General features: G+C 66.2%; 27 protein-coding genes. 23 read left to right on the top strand and 4 right to left on the bottom strand.

The genetic code is table 11. The features are described from left to right. Nucleotides 1-9 precede the first annotated feature (9 nt). Nucleotides 10-663, bottom strand: a complete 654-nt coding sequence (gene fsa, locus QUV18_RS22720) for a fructose-6-phosphate aldolase (protein WP_300896445.1) — start codon at nt 661-663, stop codon at nt 10-12. Nucleotides 664-750: 87 nt separating this feature from the next. On the opposite strand from fsa, the gene QUV18_RS22715 reads away from it, so the two are divergent. From QUV18_RS22715 to QUV18_RS22695, 5 genes are all read left to right on the top strand, one after another. Then, nucleotides 751-2,949, top strand: coding sequence for a primosomal protein N' (locus QUV18_RS22715; RefSeq protein ID WP_300896444.1), 2,199 nt, complete (start codon nt 751-753; stop codon nt 2,947-2,949). 46 nt (nt 2,950-2,995) lie between these two features. Next, nucleotides 2,996-4,126 carry an NAD(P)/FAD-dependent oxidoreductase gene (locus QUV18_RS22710; RefSeq protein ID WP_300896443.1) on the top strand — a complete coding sequence of 377 codons (1,131 nt, stop codon included), beginning with the start codon at nt 2,996-2,998 and terminating at the stop codon, nt 4,124-4,126. Between the two features lie 63 nt (nt 4,127-4,189). Continuing rightward, complete coding sequence (locus tag QUV18_RS22705) at nt 4,190-5,422, top strand: MFS transporter (RefSeq protein WP_300896442.1); 1,233 nt, start codon at nt 4,190-4,192, stop codon at nt 5,420-5,422. Nucleotides 5,423-5,444: 22 nt separating this feature from the next. Next, nucleotides 5,445-6,320: a 50S ribosomal protein L11 methyltransferase gene (locus QUV18_RS22700; protein ID WP_300896441.1), complete on the top strand. Its 876-nt coding sequence runs from the start codon at nt 5,445-5,447 to the stop codon at nt 6,318-6,320. Nucleotides 6,321-6,433: 113 nt separating this feature from the next. Continuing rightward, on the top strand, nt 6,434-6,778 hold the full coding sequence (locus QUV18_RS22695) for a hypothetical protein (RefSeq protein ID WP_300896440.1): 345 nt from the start codon (nt 6,434-6,436) through the stop codon (nt 6,776-6,778). Nucleotides 6,779-6,920: 142 nt separating this feature from the next. Here QUV18_RS22695 and QUV18_RS22690 read toward each other — a convergent pair whose 3' ends face one another. After that, nucleotides 6,921-7,109 carry a DUF1127 domain-containing protein gene (locus QUV18_RS22690; RefSeq protein WP_300896480.1) on the bottom strand — a complete coding sequence of 63 codons (189 nt, stop codon included), beginning with the start codon at nt 7,107-7,109 and terminating at the stop codon, nt 6,921-6,923. Nucleotides 7,110-7,421: 312 nt separating this feature from the next. Between QUV18_RS22690 and ruvC the strand changes: the two genes are divergently transcribed. From ruvC to thpR, 5 genes are all read left to right on the top strand, one after another. Continuing rightward, the gene (gene ruvC, locus QUV18_RS22685) at nt 7,422-7,913 is read left to right on the top strand and encodes a crossover junction endodeoxyribonuclease RuvC (RefSeq protein ID WP_300896439.1); all 492 of its coding nucleotides are present in this window, start codon (nt 7,422-7,424) and stop codon (nt 7,911-7,913) included. Continuing rightward, complete coding sequence (ruvA, locus tag QUV18_RS22680; protein WP_300896438.1) at nt 7,910-8,578, top strand: Holliday junction branch migration protein RuvA; 669 nt, start codon at nt 7,910-7,912, stop codon at nt 8,576-8,578. Before ruvC ends, ruvA begins: the two co-directional genes overlap by 4 nt. Nucleotides 8,579-8,632: 54 nt before the next feature. Continuing rightward, nucleotides 8,633-9,661: a Holliday junction branch migration DNA helicase RuvB gene (ruvB, locus tag QUV18_RS22675; RefSeq protein ID WP_300896437.1), complete on the top strand. Its 1,029-nt coding sequence runs from the start codon at nt 8,633-8,635 to the stop codon at nt 9,659-9,661. Nucleotides 9,662-9,771: 110 nt separating this feature from the next. Beyond that, complete coding sequence (locus QUV18_RS22670; protein WP_300896479.1) at nt 9,772-10,401, top strand: hypothetical protein; 630 nt, start codon at nt 9,772-9,774, stop codon at nt 10,399-10,401. Between the two features lie 11 nt (nt 10,402-10,412). Beyond that, nucleotides 10,413-10,964 (top strand): RNA 2',3'-cyclic phosphodiesterase, encoded by a 552-nt coding sequence (gene thpR / locus QUV18_RS22665; protein WP_300896436.1) that lies wholly within the window; start codon nt 10,413-10,415, stop codon nt 10,962-10,964. A gap of 6 nt (nt 10,965-10,970) precedes the next feature. Here the strand turns inward: thpR and mscL are convergent, their stop codons facing one another. Next, nucleotides 10,971-11,384 carry a large conductance mechanosensitive channel protein MscL gene (mscL, locus tag QUV18_RS22660; RefSeq protein WP_300896435.1) on the bottom strand — a complete coding sequence of 138 codons (414 nt, stop codon included), beginning with the start codon at nt 11,382-11,384 and terminating at the stop codon, nt 10,971-10,973. A gap of 91 nt (nt 11,385-11,475) precedes the next feature. Next, entirely contained in the window at nt 11,476-12,282 is an 807-nt protein-coding gene (locus QUV18_RS22655) for a mechanosensitive ion channel domain-containing protein (RefSeq protein ID WP_300896434.1), read from the bottom strand. 181 nt (nt 12,283-12,463) lie between these two features. Here QUV18_RS22655 and ybgC point away from each other — a divergent pair, with 181 nt between their 5' ends. From ybgC to QUV18_RS22590, 13 genes are all read left to right on the top strand, one after another. Beyond that, a complete protein-coding gene (ybgC, locus tag QUV18_RS22650; RefSeq protein WP_300896433.1) occupies nt 12,464-12,850 on the top strand; it encodes a tol-pal system-associated acyl-CoA thioesterase in 387 nt (128 codons plus the stop codon). 70 nt (nt 12,851-12,920) lie between these two features. Further along, nucleotides 12,921-14,183 (top strand): SulP family inorganic anion transporter, encoded by a 1,263-nt coding sequence (locus QUV18_RS22645; protein WP_300896432.1) that lies wholly within the window; start codon nt 12,921-12,923, stop codon nt 14,181-14,183. 175 nt (nt 14,184-14,358) lie between these two features. Further along, nucleotides 14,359-15,054, top strand: a complete 696-nt coding sequence (tolQ, locus tag QUV18_RS22640; protein ID WP_300896431.1) for a protein TolQ — start codon at nt 14,359-14,361, stop codon at nt 15,052-15,054. A gap of 3 nt (nt 15,055-15,057) precedes the next feature. Beyond that, on the top strand, nt 15,058-15,528 hold the full coding sequence (gene tolR, locus QUV18_RS22635) for a protein TolR (protein ID WP_300896430.1): 471 nt from the start codon (nt 15,058-15,060) through the stop codon (nt 15,526-15,528). A 10-nt stretch (nt 15,529-15,538) separates the two neighbouring features. Next, a complete protein-coding gene (locus tag QUV18_RS22630; protein WP_300896429.1) occupies nt 15,539-16,699 on the top strand; it encodes an energy transducer TonB in 1,161 nt (386 codons plus the stop codon). Beyond that, a complete protein-coding gene (tolB, locus tag QUV18_RS22625; protein ID WP_300896428.1) occupies nt 16,696-18,033 on the top strand; it encodes a Tol-Pal system beta propeller repeat protein TolB in 1,338 nt (445 codons plus the stop codon). The genes QUV18_RS22630 and tolB overlap by 4 nt, the downstream gene beginning before the upstream one ends. A gap of 110 nt (nt 18,034-18,143) precedes the next feature. Continuing rightward, the gene (gene pal / locus QUV18_RS22620) at nt 18,144-18,650 is read left to right on the top strand and encodes a peptidoglycan-associated lipoprotein Pal (RefSeq protein WP_300896427.1); all 507 of its coding nucleotides are present in this window, start codon (nt 18,144-18,146) and stop codon (nt 18,648-18,650) included. 15 nt (nt 18,651-18,665) lie between these two features. Further along, complete coding sequence (gene ybgF / locus QUV18_RS22615) at nt 18,666-19,547, top strand: tol-pal system protein YbgF (protein WP_300896426.1); 882 nt, start codon at nt 18,666-18,668, stop codon at nt 19,545-19,547. Continuing rightward, nucleotides 19,544-20,797 (top strand): tRNA lysidine(34) synthetase TilS, encoded by a 1,254-nt coding sequence (gene tilS, locus QUV18_RS22610; RefSeq protein WP_366914699.1) that lies wholly within the window; start codon nt 19,544-19,546, stop codon nt 20,795-20,797. The genes ybgF and tilS overlap by 4 nt, the downstream gene beginning before the upstream one ends. Nucleotides 20,798-20,877: 80 nt before the next feature. After that, nucleotides 20,878-22,800, top strand: coding sequence for an ATP-dependent zinc metalloprotease FtsH (gene ftsH, locus QUV18_RS22605; RefSeq protein WP_300896425.1), 1,923 nt, complete (start codon nt 20,878-20,880; stop codon nt 22,798-22,800). A gap of 56 nt (nt 22,801-22,856) precedes the next feature. Continuing rightward, a complete protein-coding gene (locus QUV18_RS22600) occupies nt 22,857-23,582 on the top strand; it encodes a methyltransferase domain-containing protein (RefSeq protein ID WP_300896477.1) in 726 nt (241 codons plus the stop codon). Nucleotides 23,583-23,687: 105 nt separating this feature from the next. Then, complete coding sequence (locus QUV18_RS22595) at nt 23,688-24,287, top strand: MOSC domain-containing protein (RefSeq protein ID WP_300896424.1); 600 nt, start codon at nt 23,688-23,690, stop codon at nt 24,285-24,287. Nucleotides 24,288-24,297: 10 nt separating this feature from the next. Next, nucleotides 24,298-25,470 (top strand): benzoate/H(+) symporter BenE family transporter, encoded by a 1,173-nt coding sequence (locus tag QUV18_RS22590; RefSeq protein WP_300896423.1) that lies wholly within the window; start codon nt 24,298-24,300, stop codon nt 25,468-25,470. Nucleotides 25,471-25,488 lie beyond the last annotated feature (18 nt).

Genomic DNA, 25,488 nt, shown 5'->3' with positions numbered 1-25,488 from the left:
TAGCACGCCCTACAGGATTTTCTGCCCTGTTTTTTCCCAATCGCTCAGGAACGCCTCGAGCCCCTTGTCGGTCAGCGGATGCTGCGCCATTTTCTTGATCACGTCCGGCGGCGCGGTCATCACGTCAGAGCCGATGCGCGCGGCCTCGAAGGCGTGATTCACCGTGCGGATCGAGGCGGCCAGGATCTCCGTCTCGAAATCGTAATTGTCGTAGATTTGCCGGATATCCGCGATCAGTTGCATCCCGTCGAGGTTGATGTCGTCCAGCCGGCCGATGAAGGGGCTGATGAAACTCGCCCCCGCCTTGGCGGCCAGCAGCGCCTGGTTGGCCGAGAAGCACAGCGTCACGTTGACCATGTGGCCTTCGTTGGTCAGCACGTTGCAGGCCTTCAGCCCGTCCCATGTCAGCGGCACCTTCACGGCGATATTGTCGGCGATCTTGGCCAGTTTGCGACCCTCGGCGATCATGTCGTCGGCCTTCAGCGCCACCACCTCGGCGCTGACCGGGCCGCTGACGATCTCGGTGATCTCCTTGGTCACCTCGAGGATGTCGCGCCCCGATTTCAGGATCAGCGAGGGGTTCGTCGTGACCCCGTCGACGACGCCGAGGTCGTTCAGTTCCTTGATCGCGTCCACATCTGCGGTATCTACGAAAAACTTCATGGCGCACCCTTTCAAGCGGCTTGGGTCTGGTTGGCTTTGCGTTTACCCCATAGATTGATTTGCCGAAACCCTTGAAGGAGCGATTGCGTGGCCAAGGCGCCGGGATTCTTTGCCGAAGGCGAGCTGGTGGGGGTGTTGACCACCCAGCCCCTCGACCGGCTGCTCGACTACAAGGCACCCGAGGGCGGCTGCCAGCCCGGCGCCTTCGTCGAGGTGCCGCTGGGCCCGCGCAAGGTTCTTGGCGTGGTCTGGGGGCCGGGCAAGGGCGATTTCGACGCCTCGAAGATCCGCTCGGTGATCCGGGTGCTTGACGTGGCGCCGATGCGCGAAGAGTTGCAGGCCTTCCTCGAACGCGCCGGCGACTACACGCTCACTTCCATGCCCGCGATGCTGCGGCTGGCCACCCGCGCACCGGGGCTGGGCGACCCACCCTCGATGCGCAAGATCTATCGCCTCGGCGAGGCGGAGCCCGAGCGCATGACCGATGCGAGACGCCGGGTACTCGAGGTGCTGCGCGATTATGGCGGGCTGTCCTTCACCTTGAAGGAACTGGCCGAACAGGCGGGCGTCACCTCTTCGGTGGTCAAGGGGCTGGTCAAACACGGCGCCGTGCGGGAAGAGGACACGCCGCGCGACGTGCCCTTCCCGACGCTTCAACCCGATTTCGCCGGGGTCGACCTGACCGGCGAACAGGGCGAGGCAGTCGAGGCTCTGCAAGAGGGTATCCGTTCCGGCGCCTACGGCACGACGCTGCTGCGGGGGGTGACCGGGTCGGGCAAGACCGAGGTCTATCTCGAAGCCGTGGCCGAAACCCTGCGCCAGCGGCGTCAGGCGCTGGTGCTGCTGCCCGAAATCGCGCTGACCACCGAGTTCCTCACCCGGATCGAGGCCCGCTTCGGCGCCCGCCCCGCCGAGTGGCATTCCGGCGCCACCATGACCGAGCGCCGCCGCATCTGGAAGATGGTGGGGCAGGGCGGCGCGCAGGTCGTCGTCGGCGCCCGCTCGGCCCTCTTCCTGCCTTTCCGCGACCTTGGCCTGATCGTCGTCGACGAGGAACACGACACCTCCTACAAGCAGGAGGATGGCGTGCTCTACAATGCCCGCGACATGGCCGTTCTGCGGGCCAGCCTTTGTGGCGCTCAGGTGGTGCTGGCCTCTGCCACGCCCAGCCTTGAAAGCTGGGCCAACGCCGAGGCGGGCAAGTACCGCCGGCTCGACCTCACCGCGCGCTTCGGCGAGGCGGTGATGCCCGAGATGCGCGCCATCGACATGCGGGCCGAAACCCTGCCGTCGCAACGCTGGGTCTCGCCCACCCTGCAAAAGGCGGTCGAGGCGCGGCTGGCGAAAGGGGAACAGGCGCTCCTCTTCCTTAACCGCCGCGGCTATGCCCCGGTGACGATCTGCCGTGCCTGTGGGCACCAAGTGGGCTGCGACCACTGCGACGCGCGGATGGTCGAGCACCGCTTCCTCAAGCGCCTGATGTGCCACCAGTGCGGCGAGACGAAACCGATGCCGCAGGTCTGCCCAAGCTGCGGCGCCGAGGACCGGATGGCCGCCGTCGGCCCCGGTGTCGAACGGATGTCGGAAGAAGCCGCCGCGCTCTTCCCCGACGCCCGGATTGCCACGCTCTCCTCCGACCTCTTCGGTTCGGCCCGCGCGCTGAAGGAGCAGATCGCCGAGATCGCCGAGGGCGGGGCCGATATCATCATCGGCACGCAGCTTGTCGCCAAGGGGCACAACTTCCCCAACCTCACGCTGGTCGGCGTGATCGACGCCGATCTCGGGCTTCAGGGCTCCGACCTGCGTGCCGCCGAACGCACCTTCCAGCTCATGCGCCAGGTGGCGGGCCGCGCCGGGCGCACCGACAAGCCGGGAACCGCGCTCCTCCAGACCTTCCAGCCGGAACACCCGGTGATACGTGCCATTCTCTCGGGCGACGAGGAAGGTTTCTGGGCCGCCGAGGCCGACGAGCGGCGTCAGGCGGGTGTGCCCCCCTATGGCCGGATGGCGGGCATCGTCCTCTCCTCGACCGACATGCAGGAGGCCTTCGACATCGGCAACCATCTCGCCCGCAACGACGCCCCCCTCCGGGCCGCCGGCGCGCAGGTCTTCGGCCCGGCCCCCGCCCCCATCGCCCGGGTGCGCGGGCGACACCGGGTGCGGCTCCTTGTCAAGGCGCCCAAGGGCGTGGCGCTTCAAGGCCCGGTGGCGCAATGGGTGGGGCAGGTGCGCGGCTCGAACCAGTTCCGCCTGAGTGTCGATATAGACCCGCAAAGTTTTTATTGATCCGCCCCCGGTTGACCGGCTGACAGTGGTTCCGTCCAATGCGGATATGGAGGATGTCATCGTCATAGGCGCGGGGCCGGCTGGGCTTGCGCTGGGCGCCTGCCTGAAAGGCGAAGGGCTGTCGCCGCTGATCCTTGAGCGTGAAGAAAAGGTCGGCAGCGCGTGGCGCCGCCACTACCGCCGGCTGGCCTTGCATACCGACAAGGCGCGCTCCTCCCTGCCCGGACTGCCCTTCCCCGAGGATGCGCCGCGCTACGTCCCACGGGCCCAGGTTGTCGCCTATCTCGAGCGCTATGCCGAGGCGTTCGACCTGCAGCCTCGCCTCGGCGCCGAAGTCGCCCGGGCGGAACCAATGGAAACCCACTGGCATGTGACGCTGACCACGGGCGAGACACTCGCCACCCGCGCCCTCGTCTTTGCCACCGGTGTCTCCGAAACACCGCATTTCGCCACGTGGCCGGGCCTCGACAGCTTTCCCGGCCCGGTGATCCATTCCCGCGCCTACCGCGCCCCCGGCGACCTGCCGGGAGAGCGCGTGCTGGTGGTGGGTTTCGGCAACTCGGGTGGCGAGCTTGCCATCGACCTGTCGGAAGCCGGCCGTAAGGTCGATATCGCCGTTCGCAGCCCCGTCAACCTTCTCCCGAAAGAGCTCTTCGGCCGGCCCATCGGCAACTGGGAGGTGCTGCAACGCATCTTCCCCTACCGCGTGGTCGACGCGATCACCGCCCCGATCCTGCGGTGGAAGATGGGCAACTATGCCCGCCTCGGCCTGCGCAAATCAGAAAAGGGGCCCATCGCACAAGTGCGCGAAGACGGGCGAATACCGCTGATCGACCTCGGCACACTCGACCTGATCCGCCGCGGGCGGATAAAGGTACGCCCCGGCCTGTCGCGGATCGAGGGAGCACTGGTCACGTTCGACGACGACACCAGCGCGCAATACGACGCGATCCTGCTGGCCACCGGTTACGAGGTCGACCTGCGCCCGATCCTCGGGCCCATGCCGGGCGTGCTCGACGACACCGGCCGTCCCTTCGCCTCGGGCGAGGAGCTGGCGCCGGGGCTGTGGTTCTGCTCCTATCACACGGTGCCCAATGGCCAGCTTCGAGAGATATCGCGGCAGGCGCCGGTGATTGCACGTGCCGTGGCAGCGCGCCTGACACGGGACGCCGCCTGACGCACAGTTCACTGTGCGTCAATAGCGCTCGCCATTCCCTGCACTTCGGCGTAAAGCACGAACATGACCCGCACCGTGCCCCTTGCCGAAGCCCAAACCCTGCCCGTCTGGCGGCGCCCGGTGACGCTTCTGTTCCTGATGGCCGCCGCCATGCCCGTGGCTTTCGCCACGTGGTCGGCCCTGCTCAACAACTTCGTCATCGAGGTGGCGGGGTTCGACGGCAAGGATATCGGCTGGCTGCACACCGTGCGGGAAATCCCCGGCTTCCTTGCCATCGGCGTGATCGCCATCATCATCTTCATGCGCGAACAGGTGCTGGGGCTGGTGTCGCTGCTGCTTCTCGGCGTGGCGACGGCGGTGACCGCGTGGTTCCCCAGCCTTGGCGGCATCCTGACCATCACCATGCTCAGCTCGATCGGCTTCCACTATTACGAGACGGTCAACCAGTCGCTGCAGCTGCAATGGCTCGACAAGCTGCGCGCGCCCAAGATGTTGGGCTGGCTGCTGGCGGCGGGGTCGGCGGCAACGCTGGTGGCCTATGGCCTGATCGTCGCCACCTGGGAGACGCTGGGCCTGACCTACAACATCGTCTACCTGCTGGCGGGCGGCTTCACAGCGGCCGTGGCGATTTTCTGCATGTTCGCCTACCCGCAGTTCGAGGCGCCCAATCCGCAGGTCAAGAAGATGATCCTGCGGCGCCGCTACTGGCTCTACTACCTGCTTCAGTTCATGGCCGGTGCCCGGCGGCAGATCTTCGTGGTTTTCGCCGGGTTCATGATGGTCGAGAAGTTCGGCTTCCAGGTGCACGAGGTGACGGCGCTCTTCCTGATCAACCTCGTCGCCAACATGATCTTCGCCCCGCTGATGGGCCGGGCCGTGTTCCAGTTCGGCGAGCGCGCCACGCTGATCTTCGAATATGCCGGTCTGGTGATCGTCTTCCTGGCCTATGGCGGAATCTACTACTTCGGCTGGGGTGTGCTGCTGGCCGCCGTGCTCTACGTGATCGACCACATGCTCTTCGCGCTGGCCTTGGCATTGAAGACATACTTCCAGAAGATCGCCGATCCGGGCGATATCGCGCCCACCGCCGCCGTCGCCTTCACCATCAACCACATCGCGGCGGTTTTCCTGCCGGCGCTGCTGGGCTATCTGTGGCTCGTCTCGCCCGGGGCGGTGTTCCTGCTGGCGGCCGGGATGGCGGGCACCTCGCTGTTGCTGGCCATGCTGATCCCGCGTCACCCCGAACCGGGGCACGAGACGATCCTGTCGGGCGCGGCCCCCGCCCCGGCCGAGTGACGTACGACAAAGACGAGGCCCCATGCCCACCTTCACCGCGCTGACCACCCTGTCCGGCAAAGCCGCCGCCGAGGCGCTGGGCGAGGATCTCGACCGTCTCACACCCGAACCCACCGGCATCGGCACGTTCGAGATCGAGGACGGCTCCGGCCTGTGGGAGGTCGGCGCCTATTTCGACGAACAGCCCGACGAGGCCGGGCTGGCCGTTCTGGCTGCGATGCATGGCGCCAATCCCTTCGTCGTGTCCGAGCTGCCCGAGGTCGACTGGGTCGCCAAGGTCCGGCGCGAGCTGGTGCCCGTCGAGGCGGGGCGCTTCTTCGTCTACGGCAGCCACGATGCCGACAAGGTGCCGAGCGACAGCGTGCCGCTGCTCATCGAGGCATCGATGGCCTTCGGCACGGGCCACCACGGCACGACCCAGGGCTGCCTCCGGGCGCTCGACAGGCTGGCAAACGAAGGCTTCAACGCCGGTCGCGTGCTCGACCTTGGCTGCGGTACCGCGGTGCTGGCCATGGGGGCAGCGCATATCTGGCCCGAGGCGACGATCCTCGCCAGCGATATCGACCAGGTGGCGGTCGAGGTGGCAGAGGCCAACCTTGCGGCCAACGGGCTCACCGGCCGGGTCGGCTGTCTCGAGGCCGAAGGGCTCGACCATCCGGGCATCGCCGGTGCCGCCCCCTTTGACCTGATCTTCGCCAACATCCTCAAGGGCCCGCTCATCGCGCTGGCACCCTCGATCACCGAGGCGCTCGCGCCGGGGGGATTCGTGATTCTCTCCGGCATTCTCAATGAACAAGCCGACGAGGTGATCGCCGTCTATTCGGAGGCTGGAAACAGTCTTTTCGACCGTTCCGAGATTGGTGAGTGGACCACGACAGTTCTCCGCAAACCTGTCTGAAAAGCAGTGAAAAAGCGGTCTTTTCAAGGCGCGCGCCCAAGTTTCGCCACATTTCCTGCCTAGTTCTCGCCGCAATGTGGTGGGGGCCACGTTGTAAGAACATTGGTGCTGTCATGAGTAAATGGTTCGAGAAATCGCGCGGTCTGCAACACGCGGTCAAATCCCTTCAGTCATGGTCCGACAATGACGGCCGGGCGGATGCCGTCGAAGACGGTGTGATCGTTATGACGAGCCACCGGCCCGAGGCGGCGATCACCCTCAAGGGGTTCATGCTCCTGGTTGCAGCGTTCCTCGTCTTCAAGGGGGCCGTGATCGCGTATCTGGGCCTTCCCGTCTATTCCGAGGCCATCGTGATGCTGGAACACGGCTCGATTCTGGAACAGGCCGGCGCCTTCATCATGCGCCCGGATTTCGCCTCGCAGGCCGTTGCCGGCCAGCTGATTCAATTCGTTCAGTAAGCTCGGGTTCCTTGCCCGGTCCGTTCCGTCCGGGCAGGCCGTTTCACGAACGTCTCTCAAAAACGGAAAAGCCCTGTGCCGATGGTCCCGGCGCAGGGCTTTTGCGTGAGTGGTGGCCCCGGAAACGGGGGCCGCGGAAAACTCAGAACGTGATGCGGTCGATGTCGCCGCGGACAAGACCGATATCGTCAAGCTCACGGTCGCTCAGTTGCGACAGGGCCTTGCGGGTCATGCGGGCATCGTTCCATGCGGCGACGGTGCCAAACAGTTTGAACAGGCCGCCGAAAAGGCCGGCATGCGATGCGGTGCGAGTGGTGTCCAGGACAGCCATTGGTTTCTTCCTTCTAAACGCGCGGATTGCGGATGTGAGTGATTTATAAAGCGCCAGATAATTGGGCATCGAAACATCAGCAAGCGGGCTTCCTGCATAGTCCATATGCATTTCCTGCAAGGCTCGGCGGCGGATAAATGCCTGTTAATAAGACGTTTTTGTGACAGGTGGCCTGAAAATTCTGCGCCGCGGCACGGAATCGACCCCCTGTGGTCTGGAAACGCCACCTTGTCGGGCAAAACCGCAATCCGCTTGGCGTATGTTCCCGTTTCGTGCTAAGGATTGCAAAACGACAAGAGCGGGCAGTGGAACATGCGGGTAGTGGGAATCGACCCCGGGTTGCGAAACCTCGGCTGGGGCGTGATCGAGGTGGAGGGCAGCCGTCTAACGCATATCGCCAACGGCGTGTGCAAGTCACAGGGCGCGGATCTTGCAGAGCGGCTCCTGTCACTGCACCGCCAATTGACAGAAATCCTGAACCGGTTTTCCCCCCAGGCCGCGGCGGTCGAACAGACCTTCGTCAACAAGGATGGGGCCGGCACGCTCAAGCTGGGGCAGGCGCGCGGAATTGCCATGCTGGTGCCCGCGCAGTTCGGGCTGGCGGTGGGTGAATACGCCCCCAACACGGTCAAGAAGACGGTCGTTGGCGTGGGTCACGCCGACAAGGTCCAGATCGCCCACATGGTGAAGGTGCAACTGCCCGGCGCCGAGATCACGGGGCCGGACGCCGCCGACGCGCTGGCCATCGCCATCTGCCACGCCCATCACGTGCGAATGCCGGCGATGCGGAGGGTCGGCACATGATCGGGCGCCTCGCCGGCCGGATTGATTACCGCGCCGCCGATCACGTGCTGATCGACGTGCGCGGCGTGGGATACCTCGTCTATTGCTCGGAACGGACCCTGCGCGCCCTGCCGGGAGTGGGAGAGCACGTGGCGCTTTATACTGACCTGCTGGTCCGCGAAGATTTGCTGCAGCTCTATGGTTTCAACACGCTGGCCGAGAAGGAATGGCACCGCCTGCTGATGAGCGTGCAGGGCGTGGGGGCCAAGGCCTCGCTCGCCATTCTCGGCACGCTGGGGCCGGACGGCGTGGGTCGGGCCATCGCGCTGGGCGACTGGAACGCCGTCAAGGCCGCCAAGGGCATAGGGCCGAAGACAGCGCAGCGGGTGGTGAACGAGTTGAAGGACAAGGCACCCGAGGTGATGGCGATGGCGGCGGTCTCGTCCCAGGCGGCCCCTGCGCCGGACGCCGAAGGCGACGTGATCGAACCTGCGATACCTGCCACACCCTCTGCCGCCCCATCCGGCCCCGGCGCACAGGCCGAGGCCTTGTCGGCACTGACCAACCTGGGCTATGCCCCGGGCGAGGCCGCCGGCGCCGTGGCGCAGGCGGCAGGCGATGCGCCCGAGGCCGAGACGGCGGAGCTGATCCGCCTGTCGCTTCGCCTGCTGGCGCCGAAAGGGTAGGGACATGGCACCGCTCACCGGACTTTACAGCCCGTTTCGCGACAAGGCCCCGGCATGACCGGCCCCGACCCCACCCTGCGCCCCGACCCGCTGCCCGAGGATGCCGAGCGCAGCCTGCGCCCGCAGGCCTTGCAGGACTTCATCGGTCAGCAGGAGGCCAAGGCCAACCTGCGCGTCTTCATCCAGTCGGCCCGCCAGCGCGGCGAGGCGATGGACCACACGCTCTTTCACGGTCCCCCCGGATTGGGCAAGACCACGCTGGCCCAGATCATAGCCAAGGAACTTGGCGTGGGCTTCCGCATGACCTCTGGCCCGGTGCTGGCCAAGGCGGGCGACCTGGCGGCGATCCTGACCAATCTTGAAGCCAATGACGTGCTGTTCATCGACGAGATTCACCGCCTCAACCCGGCAGTGGAGGAGGTGCTCTACCCGGCGATGGAGGATTTCGAGCTCGACCTCGTGATCGGCGAGGGGCCGGCGGCGCGCACCGTGCGGATCGAGCTGCAGCCCTTCACGCTGGTCGGAGCCACCACCCGGCTGGGCCTGCTGACCACGCCATTGCGCGACCGGTTCGGTATTCCGACGCGCCTGCAGTTCTATACCGAGGACGAATTGCACGAGATCGTCACCCGCAACGCCCAGCTCCTTGGCGTCCCCGCCGATAATGACGGCGCGCGCGAGATCGCCCGCCGCTCGCGCGGTACGCCGCGGATCGCCGGGCGCCTCCTGCGCCGGGTGGTTGATTTCGCGGTGGTCGAGGGCGACGGGCATATCACCAAGGCGCTGGCCGACGGGGCGCTCACCCGATTGGGGGTCGACCACCTCGGCCTCGACGGGGCCGACCGGCGATACCTCGCGCTGATCGCCGAGGCCTACCAGGGCGGGCCGGTGGGTATCGAGACCATGAGCGCGGCGCTGTCGGAAAGCCGCGATGCGCTGGAGGAGGTGATCGAACCCTTCCTGCTGCAGCAGGGCCTGATCCAGCGCACGCCGCGCGGACGGATGCTGGCACAGCGGGGCTGGCGGCATCTGGGGCTCGAGGCGCCGGGGCCGAATGGGCAGAACGACCTGTTCGGCAAGTGAGATCGCCCGTGCCGGGCGATGCCTTCGGCGAGGATATTTGGAGCCAGAAGAAGCCGGGCGGGATTGCGCCGGCGGGCGCGGCTGCGTAAGTCGGGGCCATGGCAGAGACGATGACCCCGCAAGAGATCGAGGCGCTGTTCACCCGCGCTGATGGCAGCTACCTTTTCGCCCGCTGGGGCCGGCCGATCGTGCCGGTGGTCTTCGGTGTCGACGACAAGACGCTTGGCACCGTGAAGGGCGCGATCGAGGCGGTGGTCGGGCTGGCGGGGCACCAGATGGCAGAAACCGACCCGGAACTGGGCGTGAACTGCATGTTCTTCTTCTTTCGCGAGTGGGACGAATTGCTAGAGGTCCCTGATCTGGACCGGCTCATCGAGGGGCTGGGCCCGCTTGTGGCCAAGCTGAAAGAGGCCGATGCCAACCAGTACCGCGTGTTCCGCTTCGACGAGCGCGACGCGATCAAGGCGGCCTTCGTCTTCCTGCGGATGGATCAGGAGCTGAGCCGGATCCCCGCCGACACGCTGGCGCTGGGGCAGGTGGTGCAGACCATCCTGCTCTGGTCGGACACCGCCTTTACCGACACCTCGCCGCTGGCGCGGGTGCCCGAGGGCGACCGGGTGATCCTGCGGCCCGATATCGCCGGGGTGATCCGGGCGGGATATGACCCGGTGATGCCGGCGGTCGCCCAGGACCCGAGCCACGCGCTGCGGCTGGCGGCAAGGCTCGGGCGGGAACAGTAGAGGCCGCGGCGATGCGCAGCTTTCTCGCCATTCCCGTTCCCGAAGATCTGGCCGAGCCCCTGCTCGACGTGCAGCACGCGTTGGAGGTGGGCCGGGTGGTGCCGCCCGAGAACTGGCATGTCACGCTGGCCTTCCTCGGCAACCAGCCGGAGGACGCTCTGGAGCATCTGCACGACCGTCTGTCGGAACTCGAAGCGCCCGCCTTCGACATGCGCATCGCCGGGGTCGCCATCTTCGGCGGCCGCAAGCCCAACCTGCTTTACGCCGGGGTCGACCTGACGGATGCCCTTGGCCACCTGCGCAAGAAGGTCCGCCAGGTGGTGCGAACCGCGGGCATCGACCTGCCCCGCGAACGCTTCCGCCCGCATGTTACACTGGCGCGGTTCCGCAAGCGGATGACCATGCTGGAAACCCAGCGCATCGCCGGTGTTCTGGAAGCCTGGGGCGATGTGGAGGCCGGAGTGATCCCGGTGGGGGAGTTCACCCTGTACCGCTCGATCGCCGGCCCCGACGGGTTGATCTACGAGCCGCTGGCCGAATACCCGCTCGGACAGCGCGTCTGAGGCTTGTCACTTCTTCAGTGCGTCACGGATTTCCTTCAGAAGATCCAGCTCGGTCGGGCCGGCCGGGGCCGGATCGGGCTTCTTCTCCTCCTTGCGCTTGAGGCTGTTGACCCCCTTCACCAGCAGGAACACCACGAAGGCGATGATCAGGAAATTGATGACCGCCATGATGAACCGGCCATAGGCAAAGATCGCGGCTCCGGCCTCTTCCGCTTCGACGATGCTGGGATACTCGCCCGCTCCCAGAACCACGAACAGGTCCGAGAAGTCGACTCCGCCGAGGAAGAGCCCGATCACCGGATCGATCAGGTCGGCCACGAGCGAAGAGACGATCGCGGTGAAGGCGGCGCCGATGATGATGCCTACGGCCATGTCCATGACATTGCCGCGGGAAATGAAGGTTCTGAATTCGCTGAGCATTTCGTTCCTCAAATGCCGATGACACACAAGGTCGCATGCTAGCACGAAGTTTCCGATCCGGAACGGAAATCGACCCGAAGCGGGAAACGGCTCAGCCCTCCCGCTTGATCTCCACCGAATGCGGATAGGGGATCGAGATGCCGCCCTTGTCGAAGGCTTCCTTCACCGCCTTCGTCATGTCGAACTTGAGGTTCCAGTAGTCGGCGGCATTGCACCACAGACGCACGCCCAAGTCGACGCTGCTGTCGCCCAGGTTGGTAACCCGAACCCACGGTTCGGGGTCCTCGAAGACGCGCGTGTCGGCCTTTGCCAGGTCGAGGATGATCTTCATCGCCGCATCCGGGTCGTCGGAATAATCGATGCCGAAGGATAGGTCACAGCGCCGGGTGTCGTGATGCGAGTAATTGATGATGATCGCGCCCCAGGCCTGGCCGTTGGGGACGATGATCTGCACGTTGTCAGGCGTGACAAGCTCGGTCACGAAGAGGTTGATGTCGACCACCGTGCCGGCAGTGCCGCCGATATCGACGAACTGGCCGTTCTTGTAGGGCCGGAACAGGATGATCATGAAGCCCGCCGCCAGGTCGCCCAGCGTGCCCTGGAGCGCAAGCCCGATGGCCAGCGTTGCGGCGCCGAGTACAGCGACGAGGCTGGTCGCCTCGATCCCGAACAGGCCGAGGATCGCGGTCAGCACCATCAGCAGGATCACCCACTTGGCGATACTGGCGACGAAGTTGCCGATTGTGTTGTCGATCTTCGGGTTCGCGTTGACGCGTCGGCGGATCAGCCCGCTGACGGCCCCGGCGACGATCCAGCCGAGGACCAGGACGATGATCGCCTTGATCGCGTTGATCACCAGCGGGGCGTACCCGTTGGCCGTTTCCATGAAGCCTTCCATCTGTCCCTCCTGCTGCAACCGGCCGGTCGGGCTGGTACGGTAATTGCATTCAGTGCGGGAAAAGTGTTGGCAGAGGATGGCCGGAAAATAAAGGCCGGCACGATCCGGAGGCCCGGATTTGTCGCCATGGGCCCGAGAATTCGGGTTTCGGGCCGGGATATCCCCGGCTAACCTCCGCGGCATGACACATCGCTTCGCCATCCGCGTTTACTATGAAGACACCGACATGGGCGGTATCGTCTACCACGCGAACTTCCTGAAGTTCATCGAGCGGGCCCGCAGCGAGTGGGTCGCCGGGCTCGGCCTTGATCAGAACGCCATGCGCAACGAAGGGATCGTCTTTGCCGTGCGCCGGATCGAGGCGGACTACATGCTGCCCGCCCGTTATGGCGACGAGCTCGAAGTACGCACGACGACGGCCTCGGTCAGCGGGGCGCGGCTGGTGATGGATCAGAAGGTCATGCGCGGCGAAGAGGTCCTGTTCACGGCACAGGTTGTCGTCGCCTGCATTACCATGGATGGGCGCCCGGTGCGGCTACCCGCCGGGATCCGGAGGATCGTGAACTGAAGCGCAACGGTGTCTGCCATGTTCGTCCGGCCTTTCGGCCGGCCCAGTCTGCCAGGCTTGCGATCACGCCATGAAACCGAAGATCCTCACCACCCTTAAAGAATACGACCGACAGACGTTCCTGGCAGATATCGCGGCCGGTGTCACCGTGGCCATGGTGGCCCTGCCGCTCAGCCTTGCCATCGCCATCGCGTCGGGGGCGAGCCCGGCGAAAGGGCTGGTCACGGCCATCGTTGCAGGGTTCCTCATATCGCTTCTGGGGGGCAGCCGGGTCCAGATCGGCGGGCCGACCGGGGCGTTCATCGTGGTCGTCTTCGGCATCATTGCCGAGCAGGGCTATGACGGGCTGGTCCTGGCAACGTTCATGGCGGGGGCTATCCTTCTGCTTGCCGGGGCGCTGCGGGCGGGACGGCTGATCCAGCTGGTACCGGAGCCGGTAATCAACGGCTTCACCATCGGGATCGCGATCATCATCGCCACCAGTCAGCTGCAAAGCCTGTTCGGCCTGACCCTGGCCGAGGTGCCGGCCGAGTTCTTCGCCAAGCTCGGCGCGCTGTGGTCGGCGGGGGATACGCTGAACGTGCCGGCGCTGATGATCGGGCTGGTCACAATGGGTCTGATCGTCTGGCTGCGCCGGCTGGCGCCCCGGTGGCCCGGGCTGATCGTCGCCGTGGCGGCGACCTCGGCCATCGTCGCGCTGGCCGGATTGCCCGTCGAGACGATCCAGTCGCGCTTCGGCGAGATGCCGCGAAGCCTGCCGATGCCCGCCTTTCCGGAGGTAAGCCTTGCGCGCATGCGAGAGCTGTTGCCGGATGCCTTGCTGATCGCCTTCCTTGCCGGGGTCGAATCCCTGCTTTCGGCGATGGTGGCCGATCGGATGGTTTCGGGCCGGCACCGCCCGAACGCCGAGCTGATCGCGCAGGGTGCGGCGAACCTCGGGTCGGCCTTCTTCGGCGGTCTGCCGGCCACCGGGGCCATCGCGCGCACGGCGACCAACGTGCGCGCCGGCGGACGTACGCCAGTGGCCGGGCTGGTCCACGCCGTGACAATCCTGATCGTGATGCTGGTGGCGGCACCCCTGGCCGGCCACCTTGCGATGCCCGCGCTGGCGGGGCTGCTGATCCTGACCGCGTGGAACATGAGCGAGCCGCATCGCTGGCGCGGCTACCTCGACGACAGGCGGTCGGATCAGGTGCTTCTGCTGCTGACCCTCGTGCTGACCGTCGTGACCGACCTGGCCGTCGCCATAGGTGTCGGCGTTGCGGTCGGCCTGGCCCTGCGCCTGTGGCGGCGCAACGTGCCGCCCTCTGACTGGAAACCGCCCGAAAGATAGCCGAAAACCGATGCGGATACCCTGCCAGGGCGGCAATTATCCGCCTTCCCCCGTGGGACTGCACGTGCTGACGCGGAAGTGATGGCTTTCCTTGTGGATTTCCGCTAGGTTCCGGGGCAATGAGGCCGGTGAACAAGGCCCTTCGGGACGAAACGACGTCAAAAAGAGCAGGCAGATGGAAGCAGAAACCCTGGCAATGGCACAGGAGATGGATTTCTCCCTGTGGGCGCTGTTCGCGCGTGCCACGATCGTAGTCAAACTCGTGATGATGATGCTTATCATCGCCTCTTTCTGGGCGTGGTCGATCATCATCCAGAAAATCATCACCTATCGCCGTGCGCGTGCCGAGGCAGAGCGGTTCGACGGGCGGTTCTGGTCGGGCGAGCCGCTGGACGAGCTGTTCGACGAGATCGGCCCCGATCCCAACGGCCAGTCGGAAAGGGTGTTCGCTGCCGGCATGATGGAATGGCGGCGGTCCCACCGCGACGATGGCAAGCTGATCCCCGGTGCGACCGCGCGGATCGACCGGAACATGGACGTGGCCGTCGCCAAGGAGGCGGATTCGCTGCAGAGTGGGCTGTCGGTTCTGGCCACGGTCGGCTCGACCGCGCCGTTCATCGGCCTTTTCGGCACGGTCTGGGGCATCATGCACGCCTTCATCGGCATCGCCGAGCAGCAGAACACCAACATCGCCGTCGTGGCGCCCGGCATCGCCGAGGCGCTTCTGGCTACGGGCCTGGGCCTGCTGGCCGCCATTCCCGCGGTGATCTTCTACAACAAGCTCAGCGGCGACAGCGACAGGATCGTGGCGGGCTACGAGGCATTCGCCGACGAGTTCTCGACCATCCTCAGCCGCCAGCTGGACAGCTGACCCATGGGTGCAGGTGTCGTTCAGAAAACCGGTGACGGGGGCCGCAGGCGGCGCGGCCGTGGCCGCTCGCGCCCGATGGCCGAGATCAACGTCACGCCCTTCGTCGACGTGATGCTGGTGTTGCTGATCATCTTCATGGTCGCCGCGCCGCTGATGACCGTCGGCGTGCCGGTGGAACTGCCCAAGACCGCCGCCTCGGCCCTGCCGACCGAGCAGGAGGAACCGCTTACCGTGACGATCACGCCCGAGGGCACGGTGATGCTTCAAACCACCGAGATCGCCACCGAGCAGCTTGTCACGCGCCTTCGCGCCGTGGCCGCCGAACGCGAGAGCGCGCGGATTTTCCTGCGTGCCGATGGCAACGTGCCCTATTCGCTTGTGATGCAGGTGATGGGCGCGCTCAATCGGGGCGGATTTGCCAATATCGGCCTCGTGACCGACACCGGCGGGCCGACGCTCGACGAGGACGGCTGACGCGTGCGGCATGAACACCGGTCAGATCATATCCGGGGCCGGACACGCTGGCCTGATCTTCTGGGCTCTGTTCGGAGGGGCGTTTCGTGACGTGCCGCCGCCCAATGAAGTGACCGAGGTCACCGCCATCTCGGCCGATGATTTCGCCGCGCTGATGGCGCCGGAACAGTCGCCCGAGGCCGTCGCCAACGTCGACACGCCCGAACCGCCCGAGGCGGGCGAAGCGCCGGGCATGACGTCCGAGACCGATGCCGTGCCCGAGACGGCCCAGCCGGAGGTCACCGAATCCTCCGAGCCCGACACACCCCCCGAGGTGACCGAGCCCGACCCGCCGGCCCAGGCCGAGGTCAGCGAGGAACCACCTGTCATGCAGCCCCCGCAGGAGGACACGGCGGCGCTGGTTCCCGACCGTTCGCCCGACGTCCGCCCGCGGGAGGCCCCGCGCGTGGCCCCCGAACCCGTCGCCCAGCCAGAGCCGGACGTGCAGATCGACGATGTCGATCAGCAGGAGACGGCGCCGGACGAAAGCGCCGAACCGGTCGAGGAAGACCAGGAAGAAACCGCCCGCCAGGAGGCCACGACCGAGATCGTGACCGAGGCCGACGACCCGGCAGATGCCGCGCCGAGCCGTTCCTTGCGACCGCGCCCCCGTCCGACACGCCAGGCCGAGGCCGAGCCGGAACCCGAGACGCAGCCCCAGGACGATCCGCAGCCCGCCGCGCAGGAGCCGGAACAGACCGAAACCGCGGCCCCGCAGAGCCCCGAGGTCGACGAGAACGCCGTCGAGAACGCACTCGCCGAAGCCCTCGGCGGCAGCGATACGCAGCCCGACAGTACCCCCTCCGGCCCGCCGCTCACCACCGGCGAGAAGGAAGGTCTGCGCGTCGCGGTGCAGCAATGCTGGAACGTCGGCAGCCTCTCCTCCGAGGCGCTTGCCACCACCGTTGTCGTGGGCGTCTCCATGTCGGAAGACGGCCGGCCGATCACCGCATCGATCAAGATGCTCGGCTCGTCCGGGGGAAGCAACCCCGCCGCCCAACAGGCCTTCGAGGCCGCCCGCCGCGCGATCATCCGCTGCGGCGCGGACGGCTACAAATTGCCACCGGAGAAGTATGATCAGTGGCGCGACATTGAAATGACATTCAATCCGGAGAAAATGAGGATCAAATGATGCGATACGTGCTCAGCCTCCTTGCGGCCCTTTTCATGCTGGCCGCGCCCGCCCTCGCCCAGGACACGGCCGAGAGTGACGGGCCACTCCGGATCGAGATCACCGAGGGCGTGATCGAGCCGTTGCCCTATGCCGTGCCCTCCTTCGTGGCCGACACCGCGGCGGCCTCTGAATGGGCCGACAAGATTTCCCGCGTCGTCGCCTCTGACCTGAACGGCACCGGCCTCTTCCGCGAGATCCCGGCCGAGGCGCATATCGCGCGGATCAGCAACTTCTCCAGCCCGGTGCAGTTTTCGGACTGGAAGGCGATCAACGCGCAGGCGCTGATCACCGGTGCTGTCAGAACCGAAGGGTCCGGCCGGATCGTGGTCAGCTTCCGCCTCTACGACGTGTTCGCCGGGCAGGAGATGGGGCAGGGTCTTCAGCTTGTCGGAACCGAGCAGGGCTGGCGCCGCATTGCCCACAAGGTGGCCGACCAGGTCTACAGCCGTCTGACCGGCGAGGACCCGTATTTCGACAGCCGGGTGGTCTTCGTCTCGGAAGACGGCCCGAAGGATGCGCGCCAGAAGCGGCTGGCGATCATGGATTACGATGGCGCCAACGTCACCTACCTGACCGACAATTCCTCGCTGGTCCTGGCGCCCCGGTTCTCGCCGCAGGGGGACCAGGTGCTCTACACCAGCTACGAATCCGGCTTCCCCCGCATCTACGTGCTGAACGTCGAAACGGTGGGCCGGCGCGTACTGGAAAGCCAGGACGGCACGATGAGCTTTGCCCCGCGCTTCGCCCCCGACGGGCAGACCGTGGTCTACAGCCTGACGCGCGGCGGCAATACCGACCTCTACTCGATGCAGATCGGCTCGAGCCAGAGCACCCGGCTCACCAACGCCCCCTCGATCGAAACCGCCCCCAGCTTCAGCCCGGATGGCAGCCGCATGGTCTTCGAGAGCGATCGTTCCGGCACGCCGCAGCTCTACATCATGCCCGCTGGCGGCGGCGAGGCGCAGCGGATCAGCTTCGGCCAGGGCCGCTACGGCACGCCGGTCTGGTCGCCGCGCGGCGACCTCATCGCCTTCACCAAGCAGTCGAAGGGCCGCTTTCACATCGGCGTCATGCGCACCGACGGCAGCGAGGAGCGCCTGCTGACGGCCTCCTTCCTCGACGAGGGGCCCACATGGGCGCCGAACGGGCGGGTCATCATGTTCTCGCGCGAGACGCAGGGCGCGCAGGGCAGTACCAGCCTCTATTCCGTCGACATCACCGGCCGGAACCTCAAGCAGGTGCCAACGCCCTCCGGTGCATCCGACCCGTCCTGGTCCCCGCTGCAGAAATGAATGGCATGACGAAAGGCCCACGTTTCCAACGCCGCAGCGCTGTGCTAGAAGGTTAACGAGGACCAGGATCAACATTGGACCGATACAAATCTGATACGTGAGGCATCGACATGACTTTTCTCAGCAAGGCAATCCTGGTGACCGCGGGGCTGGTTCTGGCCGCCTGCAGCAACCCCGACCGTTTCGACGAATCCGGGTCTGCATCCGCCAACGCCAATGCCAGCATCGCAGGCACGGCGCAGGACCCGACATCGCCGCTCTACTTCCAGCAGGCCGTGGGCGACCGCGTGCTGTTCGAGGTGGACCAGTCCAACCTGACGCCCACCGCGACCGCCACGCTTGACGGGCAGGCCCAGTGGCTGATGCGCAATTCCGACTACAACGCGGTGATCGAAGGCCACGCCGACGAGCAGGGCACGCGCGAGTACAACGTCGCCCTGGGCGCGCGCCGCGCGAACTCGGTCCAGGAATACCTGATCACCAAGGGCGTCGCCGCCAACAGGCTCAAGGTCGTGTCCTACGGCAAGGAACGCCCGATCGAGATCTGCAGCGAGGAAGCCTGCTATGCCAAGAACCGCCGCGCGGTGACGGTGATCTCGGCCGGGCCGACGAGCTAGGGGAGTATGGCCGTAATGCGCCCGGTTTGGATTGGAATTCTGGTTGCCGTTCTGGCCACGGCCAGCGCGGGCCATGCACAGAACAGGGACGAAACCCTTGCCGACATCCGCCAGGAGATGTCGGTGCTGTATGTCGAGTTGCAGAAGCTCAAACGCGAGCTCAGCACCACGGGCGGCGTCAGCAGTGCGCAGATCGGCGGCTCGGTGATCGACCGGGTCGGCGCCATCGAAAGCGAGCTTCAGCGCCTGACCTCGAAAACCGAGGAGCTGGAGTTCCGCATCGACCAGGTGGTCAATGACGGCACCAACCGGTTGGGCGATCTCGAGTTCCGGCTCTGCGAGCTCGAGACCGATTGCGACGTAGGGCAGCTCGGCCAGAGCACCACGCTGGGCGGCACGGCGCCCTTGACCGGAAGCACCGCCGGCTCGCAATCCGGAACAGGCAGCAGCATCGGCAGTGACAGTTCGTCCAGCAACACCGCCACCGGCTCGGAAACGAGCGGCGTGCAGATGGCGGTGGGCGAACAGGCGGATTACGACCAGGCCGCCAAGGCGATGGAAGAGGGTGATTACGCCGCCGCCGCCGAGCAGTTCGCGCTGTTCGTCAAGAACTACCCCGGCAGCCCGCTGGAGGCCGAGGCCGGGATCAAGCGGGGCGAGGCACTGGAGAAGGCGGGCGAGACATCCAAGGCCGCCCGCGCCTATCTCGACACGTTCAGCGCCGCGCCGAACGGGCCCAAGGCCGCCGACGCGCTGTTCCGCCTCGGTCGGGCGCTGGGCCAGCTTGGCCAGACCGAAGAGGCCTGCGTGACCCTGTCCGAGGTCGGCTTCCGCTTTCCCAACACCCAGCCCGCGCAAAACGCGCAGGCCGAAAGACAGGCCCTCTCCTGCCAGTGACCGACCTGCCCGCGCGGCTGCGACAACAGATCGCCGGGGCTATCGGCGCGGACAGGCCAGACCGGCTCGGCGTGGCAGTGTCCGGCGGCAGTGACTCGCTGGCCCTTCTGACATTGCTGAACGACTGGCGTGCCACGGGCGGGCCTGACCTCCATGCCGTCACGGTCGACCATGGCCTGCGGCCCGAAGCGGCGGAGGAGGCGCGGATGGTCGGGAATCTCTGCGAGGGCTGGACCATTCCCCACACCACGCTGCACTGGACGGACTGGGACGGCACCGGCAACCTGCCCGACGCGGCAAGACGGGCACGATACAGGCTCATGGCGGAATGGGCGATGGAAACGGGCATTCCCGCCATCGCGGTGGCCCATACCGCTGACGATCAGGCGGAAACCTTCCTCATGAGGCTCTCGCGTGCGGCCGGGCTCGACGGGCTGTCGGCCATGGCGCCGCGCTGGCAGCAAGGCGGCATCACCTTCCTGCGGCCGGTCCTCAATGCCGCCCGTGAAGATCTGCGCGAGGTTCTGCGGGCCCGGGGCATCACCTGGGCCGACGACCCGACCAACGCCGACCCCGCTTATGAACGCGTGCGGGCGCGGCAGGTGCTTGAAACCCTCGCGCCGCTCGGCATCGAGGCGGCCACGCTGGCCGAAGTCGCGGGCAACCTTGCCGATGCGCGCCATGTCATCGACGGTCAGGTGGCCTTCGCCGCGCGGAACGTGGCCCGGATCGAGGCGGGCGACGTGCTCGTCGACCGCACCGCGCTGGCCCGGATCGAGCCCGAGATCACCCGGCGGCTACTGCAGAAGGCTATCCTCTGGATCAGTGGCGCCGACTACCCGCCGCGCGGGCTCGCCCTCAAACGTCTGATGCGTGCCATTGACGCAGGCGACAGCGCCACCCTTCACGGCTGTCGCTTCGTCACTCGCGCGGAAAGCCTTCGCATCACGCGGGAAGAGCACGCCGTGGCGGGGTTCACGGCGCATCCCGGGGACATCTGGGACGGACGCTGGCGCCTCTCGGGCCCCGAAACCAGGAACGCAGTCATTGCGGCCTTGGGCGAAAACGGGCTCAGGCACTGCCCGGACCGGCGAAATTCCGCATTGCCGGCCGCCTCCCTGCGCGCGTCTCCGGCGGTCTGGCAGGGCCAGACCTTGCTGGCCGCACCGCTGGCCGGGCTCGAAAACGGCTGGACGGCAGAGCTCGTGCGCCGGGAAAACCACGACTTTGCCGCACTAATATCGCATTGAACCGCCAGAGATGATGGCTATTTTAGACAGGTACCGCTTGTGCTAGAGCAAGCCGACCCCCTTCTGTTAGGAGAATGTCCTTGGGTAACGCGAGAAACATAGCCTTCTGGCTGGTGCTCTTTCTGCTGATACTGGCGCTGTTCAACCTGTTCAGCGGCTCCGGCAGTACCCTGCAAAGCAAGCAGATCCGCTATTCCGAGTTCGTGCAGGCGGTCGAGGACGGAACGGTCAGCCAGGTCACCCTGGACGGCGAGAACGTGCGCTTCCGCAGCACAGACGGTCAGGACTACGTGACCATCAAGCCGGAAGATGCCGAGCTGACGCCGATGCTGATCGACCAGAACATTCCGATCACGGCCGAGCCGCAGGAACAGTCGGGCTTCCAGACCTTCCTGATCTCGCTCCTGCCTTTCGCGCTGCTGATCGGCGTGTGGATCTACTTCATGAACCGCATGCAGGGCGGCCGCGGTGGCGGCGCCATGGGGTTCGGCAAATCCAAGGCCAAGATGCTGACCGAAAAGCATGGCCGCGTGACATTCGACGACGTGGCCGGCATCGACGAGGCCAAGGAAGAGCTCGAGGAGATCGTCGAGTTTCTCCGCAACCCGCAGAAATTCTCGCGCCTCGGCGGCAAGATCCCGAAGGGCGCGCTGCTGGTCGGCCCTCCGGGCACCGGTAAGACGCTTCTGGCCCGCGCCATCGCGGGTGAGGCGGGCGTGCCCTTCTTCACCATCTCCGGCTCTGACTTCGTTGAAATGTTCGTTGGTGTCGGCGCCTCCCGCGTGCGCGACATGTTCGAACAGGCCAAGAAGAACGCGCCCTGCATCGTCTTCATCGACGAGATCGACGCCGTCGGCCGTCACCGTGGCGCCGGCTATGGCGGCGGCAACGACGAGCGCGAACAGACCCTCAACCAGCTCCTGGTCGAGATGGACGGGTTCGAGGCCAATGAAGGCGTGATCATCATCGCGGCCACCAACCGGAAAGACGTGCTCGACCCCGCGCTGCTGCGCCCGGGCCGGTTCGACCGCCAGATCACCGTGCCGAACCCCGATATCAAGGGCCGCGAAAAGATCCTTGCCGTGCACGCCCGCAAGACGCCGCTGGGCCCGGATGTCGACCTGCGGATCATCGCCCGCGGCACGCCCGGTTTCTCGGGGGCCGACCTTGCCAACCTCGTGAACGAGGCGGCGCTGATGGCCGCCCGCGTGGGCCGGCGCTTCGTGACCATGGATGATTTCGAGAACGCCAAGGACAAGGTGATGATGGGCGCCGAGCGCCGCTCGATGGTCCTGACCGACGACCAGAAAGAGAAAACCGCTTATCACGAGGCGGGCCATGCCATCGTCGGCCTTGCCCTGCCGAAATGCGACCCTGTCTACAAGGCCACGATCATCCCGCGCGGCGGCGCGCTGGGCATGGTCGTCAGCCTGCCCGAGATCGATCGCCTGAACTGGCACAAGTCGGAATGCGAGCAGAAGCTTGCGATGACGATGGCCGGCAAGGCTGCCGAGATCATCAAGTACGGCCCCGACAACGTGTCGAACGGCCCGGCCGGCGATATCCAGCAGGCCAGTGGTCTTGCCCGCGCCATGGTGCTGCGCTGGGGCATGTCCGACAAGGTCGGCAACGTGGATTACGAACAGGCCCACGAGGGCTACATGGGCAATGCTGCCGGCGGCTTCTCGGTCTCGGCCCACACCAAGGAACTGATCGAGGAAGAGGTCAAGCGCCTGATCGACGAGGCCTACGAACACGCCCACGCGATCCTGACCGAGAAGAAAGACGAATGGGAACGGCTGGCCCAGGGCCTTCTGGAATACGAAACCCTGACCGGCGAGGAGATCGAGCGCGTGATCCGCGGCGAGCCGCCCGAGTCGGATGATGACGGCAGCGCTCCCGAGAAGGAGGAGAAGCCCTCGGTCACGGCCATTCCCAAGACCAAGCCGAAATCCTCGCCGGGATCAGGCGAAGGCGGCATGGAGCCCGAACCCTCCACGTGACGACGAAGACACGCAATTCAGACTGGAACCCGGGCGCCTATGCCCGGTTCCATGATTTGCGCCTCCGCCCCGGTCTCGACTTGCTGAACGCGGTCAGCCGGATGGGGGCGGGTGACATTGTCGATCTTGGCTGCGGCAACGGGGCTATGGGTGACGCGCTGAAGGCCCGCTCCGGTGGGCGCGACGTGATCGGCGTCGACACATCGCCCGCGATGCTCGAGAAAGCCCGCCAGACCCAAGCCTATACTAAGTTGCAACAGGCCGATATGCGCGACTGGCACCCCAACCGCGCGCCCGGGCTGATCCTGTCCAACGCGGCGCTCCACTGGGTGGGCGGGCATGAAAAGCTCATGCCGCGGCTTGTCTCGATGCTGGGCAAGGGCGGCACGCTGGCCGTCCAGATGCCGCACCAGAACAAGGCTCCCTCGCACCGTGTCTGGCTCAGCCTCGTCGAGGAAATGTTCCCCGGACGGGTCGAGAAGATGGGCACGCCCGGCGTCATGGCCCCGGTGAAATACGAGGAACTGCTCGGATCGAAGGGCCAGTTCCGCATGTGGGAAACCGAGTATTACCAGCGTCTCGTGGCCGAGGGCGGCAGTCACCCGGTTCGGCGCTTCACCGAAAGCACATACGCGCGCCCGGTGTTGCAGGCGCTCGAGGAAGACGAGAAGGCCGAGCTCATCCGCCGGTACGAGGACGTCATGCGCGCGGCCTACCCGGTGCGCAAGGACGGGTCTGTCCTGTTCCCCTTCCGGCGGCTCTTTTTCACCCTCACCGTCTGAACTGCGCCCGCATGGCGCGATTGTTCCGAACACAAGTTACCGATTGACCCCCGCCGCCGCTTTGCCGAAGCTGCGCGCGAACTGCCGTTTCGGAAAGGACACGCCATGCCCGCGCTCATACCCACCGACTTCGAAGGCACCGTCACATGGCTGGGCCTCGTGGGGGAAGAGCGCGAGGGCATCCGCTCGGCCGCCAACCCCAAGGTTTTCGCCAGCTTCGCCGGTGTCGAGGGCGAGATTCACGGCGGGCTGACGCGGCCCTCCTGCGTGCGTGTGACGACGCAGTATCCCGAAGGCACCGAGATCGCCAATGTGCGGCAGTTCACCATCGTTTCGGCCGAGGAGCTGTCGGCCATCGCCGAGGCCATGGAAATGGACGAGATCAAGCCGGAATGGCTCGGCGCCTCGATCGTGGTCGAGGGCATCCCCGATTTCACCCATGTCCCGCCCTCGGCGCGGCTGCAGAACGAGGCGGGCACCTGCCTTGTCATCGACATGCACAACCGCCCCTGCATCTTTCCGGCGAAGGAGATCGAGAAGGATCACCCCGGCCTCGGCAAGCGCTTCAAACCCGCAGCCGAGGGGCGCCGCGGTGTCACCGCCTGGGTCGAGCGCGAAGGCCCGATGGCGGTGGGCGACGTGATGCGCCTGCACGTTCCCGACCAGCGCGCCTGGTCGCTGCTGGACGAAGCGCGCCAGGCCTGATCCAATTCCGATGCCGACGTCTTTGCCGCCTTTTCAGACGGTCTCGACCGGGTTCGTCGTGGCCATGGTCGGGTTCTTCAGCTCTTTCCCCATCCTGCTGCAGGGTATCCAGGGCGTCGGGGCCAGCCCGTCGCAATCCGCCTCTGGATTGATGGCTGCGGCCGTGGCGATGGGACTGGCCGGGATCATCCTGAGCCTCTGGACCAGGGCGCCCGTCTCCGTCGCATGGTCGACCCCGGGCGCCGCGCTGCTGGCGGTATCGGCGTCGGTCGAGGCCGGGTTCGCAGGGGCCGTGGCCGGGTTTCTGACGGCCGGGGCGCTGACGGTGCTGGCCGGGCTCTGGAAGCCGCTGGAACGGTTGGCATCGGCGATCCCGACGCCATTGGCCCATGCAATGCTGGCAGGCGTGCTGATGCCCATCTGCCTGGCACCCGTGATCGCACTCGGCGAGGCACCGATCGTCATCGGGCCGACAATTCTGACATGGTTCCTGCTGGGGCGTGTCAGCCGCCTGCTGGCGGTTCCCGGCGCCGTGTTGGCAGCCGCCATTACCATCGCGGTGACCGCCGACCTGTCGGCATGGGCCCCCGGAGATCTGCTGCGTGCGCCGGATTTCGTATCGCCGCAATTTTCGCTGTCCGCCGTGGTCGGCATCGGCCTGCCGCTCTTCATCGTCACGATGGCCACCCAGAATATTCCCGGCATCGCCGTCATGCGCAGCTTCGGGTTCACCCCGCGGCCCGGCCCGCTCTTCGCGTCGGTGGGTGGCTTCTCGATCCTGTCGGCCCCGTTCGGTGCGCCGGCCACTTGCCTTGCGGCCATAACCGCGGCGATGTGTTCGAACGAGGAGTCGCACCCCGACCCTTCGAAACGCTATTGGTCGGCGGTCATGGCCGGCGTGTTCTATTGCATCCTCGGCCTCTTCGCGGGCGTTATCACCAGCTTCGCGGGCCTCGCGCCACCGATGCTGATGGCGGCCGTGGCGGGGGTGGCGCTGCTGGGGGTGTTCGCCGGTTCGGCCGCCGCCGCGCTGGAACCCCAGCGCACGCGCGAAGCGGCTGCGATCACTTTCGTCGTCACGGCATCCGGTGTCACCGTCTTCGGGCTGGGCGGGGCGGTCTGGGGCCTGCTCGCGGGCGGAATTGTCCAGCTTCTGCGAGAGACCGGGTGGGGCAAGGCCTGATCCGGGGCTTTCCTTGCG

Origin of the sequence: Roseovarius sp. (genome assembly GCF_030373445.1) — a bacterium.
GTDB lineage: Bacteria > Pseudomonadota > Alphaproteobacteria > Rhodobacterales > Rhodobacteraceae > Roseovarius.
This window is presented reverse-complemented; position numbering and strand designations above follow the sequence as displayed.

What these genes read in the sequence shown, in the direction of transcription:
- ybgF (WP_300896426.1), top strand. Translation starts at nt 18,666, where the DNA reads ATGCGCCCGGTTTGGATTGGAATTCTGGTTGCCGTTCTGGCCACGGCC.
- QUV18_RS22645 (WP_300896432.1), top strand. Translation starts at nt 12,921, where the DNA reads ATGAAACCGAAGATCCTCACCACCCTTAAAGAATACGACCGACAGACG.
- thpR (WP_300896436.1), top strand. Translation starts at nt 10,413, where the DNA reads ATGCGCAGCTTTCTCGCCATTCCCGTTCCCGAAGATCTGGCCGAGCCC.
- QUV18_RS22690 (WP_300896480.1), bottom strand. Translation starts at nt 7,109, where the DNA reads ATGGCTGTCCTGGACACCACTCGCACCGCATCGCATGCCGGCCTTTTC.
- ruvC (WP_300896439.1), top strand. Translation starts at nt 7,422, where the DNA reads ATGCGGGTAGTGGGAATCGACCCCGGGTTGCGAAACCTCGGCTGGGGC.
- QUV18_RS22595 (WP_300896424.1), top strand. Translation starts at nt 23,688, where the DNA reads ATGCCCGCGCTCATACCCACCGACTTCGAAGGCACCGTCACATGGCTG.
- tolQ (WP_300896431.1), top strand. Translation starts at nt 14,359, where the DNA reads ATGGAAGCAGAAACCCTGGCAATGGCACAGGAGATGGATTTCTCCCTG.
- fsa (WP_300896445.1), bottom strand. Translation starts at nt 663, where the DNA reads ATGAAGTTTTTCGTAGATACCGCAGATGTGGACGCGATCAAGGAACTG.
- ruvA (WP_300896438.1), top strand. Translation starts at nt 7,910, where the DNA reads ATGATCGGGCGCCTCGCCGGCCGGATTGATTACCGCGCCGCCGATCAC.
- QUV18_RS22590 (WP_300896423.1), top strand. Translation starts at nt 24,298, where the DNA reads ATGCCGACGTCTTTGCCGCCTTTTCAGACGGTCTCGACCGGGTTCGTC.
- tolB (WP_300896428.1), top strand. Translation starts at nt 16,696, where the DNA reads ATGATGCGATACGTGCTCAGCCTCCTTGCGGCCCTTTTCATGCTGGCC.
- QUV18_RS22670 (WP_300896479.1), top strand. Translation starts at nt 9,772, where the DNA reads ATGACCCCGCAAGAGATCGAGGCGCTGTTCACCCGCGCTGATGGCAGC.
- QUV18_RS22655 (WP_300896434.1), bottom strand. Translation starts at nt 12,282, where the DNA reads ATGGAAGGCTTCATGGAAACGGCCAACGGGTACGCCCCGCTGGTGATC.
- QUV18_RS22700 (WP_300896441.1), top strand. Translation starts at nt 5,445, where the DNA reads ATGCCCACCTTCACCGCGCTGACCACCCTGTCCGGCAAAGCCGCCGCC.
- QUV18_RS22695 (WP_300896440.1), top strand. Translation starts at nt 6,434, where the DNA reads ATGAGTAAATGGTTCGAGAAATCGCGCGGTCTGCAACACGCGGTCAAA.
- QUV18_RS22630 (WP_300896429.1), top strand. Translation starts at nt 15,539, where the DNA reads ATGAACACCGGTCAGATCATATCCGGGGCCGGACACGCTGGCCTGATC.
- mscL (WP_300896435.1), bottom strand. Translation starts at nt 11,384, where the DNA reads ATGCTCAGCGAATTCAGAACCTTCATTTCCCGCGGCAATGTCATGGAC.
- tolR (WP_300896430.1), top strand. Translation starts at nt 15,058, where the DNA reads ATGGGTGCAGGTGTCGTTCAGAAAACCGGTGACGGGGGCCGCAGGCGG.
- ruvB (WP_300896437.1), top strand. Translation starts at nt 8,633, where the DNA reads ATGACCGGCCCCGACCCCACCCTGCGCCCCGACCCGCTGCCCGAGGAT.
- ybgC (WP_300896433.1), top strand. Translation starts at nt 12,464, where the DNA reads ATGACACATCGCTTCGCCATCCGCGTTTACTATGAAGACACCGACATG.
- pal (WP_300896427.1), top strand. Translation starts at nt 18,144, where the DNA reads ATGACTTTTCTCAGCAAGGCAATCCTGGTGACCGCGGGGCTGGTTCTG.
- QUV18_RS22705 (WP_300896442.1), top strand. Translation starts at nt 4,190, where the DNA reads ATGACCCGCACCGTGCCCCTTGCCGAAGCCCAAACCCTGCCCGTCTGG.
- QUV18_RS22710 (WP_300896443.1), top strand. Translation starts at nt 2,996, where the DNA reads ATGGAGGATGTCATCGTCATAGGCGCGGGGCCGGCTGGGCTTGCGCTG.